Genomic DNA, 1,400 nt, shown 5'->3' with positions numbered 1-1,400 from the left:
GCTGGAAGGAGTATGAGATGGAGGTCGTCCGCGACAGGGCGGACAATTGCATCATCGTCTGCTCGATCGAGAACATCGACCCGATGGGCGTGCACACGGGCGACTCGATCACCGTCGCTCCGGCGCTGACGCTGACCGACAAAGAATACCAGATGATGCGCAACGCCTCGATCGCCGTGCTGCGCGAGATCGGCGTCGAGACCGGCGGCTCCAACGTGCAGTTCGCCGTCAACCCGGCCGACGGCCGCCTGGTCGTGATCGAGATGAACCCGCGCGTCTCGCGCTCGTCGGCTCTGGCCTCGAAAGCGACCGGTTTCCCGATCGCCAAGATCGCGGCAAAGCTCGCCGTTGGCTACACCCTGGACGAGTTGGAGAACGACATCACCGGTGGCGCCACGCCGGCCTCCTTCGAGCCGTCGATCGATTACGTCGTGACGAAAATCCCGCGTTTCGCCTTCGAGAAATTCCCCGGCGCCGAGCCGGTGCTGACCACCGCCATGAAGTCGGTCGGCGAAGTCATGGCCATCGGCCGCACTTTTCAGGAATCGCTGCAGAAAGCGCTGCGTGGACTGGAAACCGGCCTGACCGGCCTCGACGAAATCGAGATCCCCGGCCTCGGCTACGGTGCGGCGACGGCCAACCATGCCGACGACCGCAACGCCATCCGCGCCGCGCTCGGCACGCCGACGCCCGACCGGCTGCGCATGGTGGCGCAGGCGATCCGCATGGGCACGTCGCTGGAAGACGTGCACGCCATGTGCAAGATCGACCCGTGGTTCCTTGAGCAGATCGCCGGGATCGTCGCCATGGAAGCCCGCATCCGCGAGCACGGCATCCCCGAGGATGCCGTCAATCTGCGCATGCTGAAGGCCATGGGTTTTTCCGACGCCCGCCTCGCGTCATTGACGAAAACAGACGTCGAAGTGATTGCGAAGATTCGCGAAAAGCTCGACGTTCATCCGGTTTATAAGCGCATCGACACTTGCGCGGCCGAGTTCGCCTCGCCGACCGCCTACATGTATTCGACCTATGAAGTGCCGTTTGCCGGTGCGCTGGCCGACGAGGCGCAGGTCTCGTCGCGCAAGAAGGTCGTCATCCTGGGCGGCGGGCCGAACCGCATCGGCCAGGGCATCGAGTTCGACTATTGCTGCTGCCACGCCGCCTTTGCGCTGCGCGATGCCGGCTACGAAGCGATCATGATCAACTGCAACCCGGAGACGGTCTCGACCGACTACGACACGTCGGACCGGCTCTATTTCGAGCCGCTGACGGCGGAAGACGTGCTGGAGATCCTGCGCGCCGAGCAGGCCTCGGGCGAACTGGTTGGCGTCATCGTCCAGTTCGGCGGCCAGACGCCGCTGAAGCTGGCGGACGCGCTGGAAAAGGCCGGCATTCCGATC

Annotated in this window: 1 protein-coding gene; it reads left to right on the top strand. The window is 64.6% G+C overall.

Features of this window, described 5'->3' with window-relative positions; all coding sequences use genetic code 11:
- Nucleotides 1-1,400, top strand: a 1,400-nt coding sequence (gene carB, locus EN893_RS33990; protein WP_128362176.1) for a carbamoyl-phosphate synthase large subunit, incomplete at both ends; no start/stop codon positions are given.

Source organism: Mesorhizobium sp. M7A.F.Ca.CA.004.04.2.1 (assembly GCF_004022825.1).
Taxonomy (GTDB): domain Bacteria; phylum Pseudomonadota; class Alphaproteobacteria; order Rhizobiales; family Rhizobiaceae; genus Mesorhizobium.
Note: the sequence above shows the minus strand (reverse complement) of the source record. Positions and strands in the feature narration are given on the sequence as shown.